Origin of the sequence: Drancourtella massiliensis (genome assembly GCF_016900655.1) — a bacterium.
Classification (GTDB): domain Bacteria; phylum Bacillota; class Clostridia; order Lachnospirales; family Lachnospiraceae; genus Sellimonas; species Sellimonas catena.
In genome coordinates this window covers 1-709 of sequence record NZ_JACJKH010000089.1, presented here as the reverse complement: position 1 = coordinate 709, position 709 = coordinate 1, and the positions used below count along the sequence as shown (strand labels likewise).

The following is a 709-nucleotide window of genomic DNA, read 5'->3' as shown; positions in this document are numbered from 1 at the left end:
TCCCTTTGCCACTTCTTTCAGCTCCTCTTTATTCTGCCCTCGAAAGAAACGCATCCACTCCATCACATCTTCCGGTCCGCTGGCCTTTTTCTGAAGTTTCGGAAGCTCCAGGATCTGAATCTCCAGCTTATCTGTATACTTCTTCCCGGCCATTTCATCCCAGAAATGGACCGTCCGGTAACAAAAATCATCATCTGGAAACCGTTCAAAGTTCAGTACGCTGACCTGAATACACTTCTTCAGAATGCTATAGCTTTCCCCTGCTTTGATCTGTCCTGCATACATTTTGCTCAGGTAAAATAGCAGACGTTCGTCCCAGTATTCCACATAAAACACCTGCATTTCGATATCTATCTGCATTCCATCAGCCAGGCATACATGCACATCCAGAATTCCCTGCTTTTCCTCTTCTGCTTCTTTGGGAAGCTCATTTTCCAACAGGATCGTTTCATCAATTTCTTCCGGCTTAACCTGCAAAAGCACTGCAATAAATCCCTTTCTTGTCTTAGGATTTCTCATCAGTTCTTTGAAGCACCAGTCCACGGAAGGTTTCATGATAAAATCTTCGTTTCGGGCAGTTTGTCTTCTCTTATTCTGTGTCTTTCTTTTTCTTTTGTTGTTTCTCATAATTCGATCCTTTCCCGGCTTCTCATCCACTGGAAAAGGATATTTCTGTCTGCTGTAAGTGTAGCACATTTTCTTCATTGGA

Annotated in this window: 1 protein-coding gene; it reads right to left on the bottom strand. The window is 43.0% G+C overall.

The genetic code is table 11. The annotated features are described in order from the left end of the window. Nucleotides 1–657, bottom strand: a 657-nt coding sequence (locus tag H6A32_RS15840; protein ID WP_204864826.1) for an Rpn family recombination-promoting nuclease/putative transposase, incomplete at its 3' end; no start/stop codon positions are given. Nucleotides 658–709 lie beyond the last annotated feature (52 nt).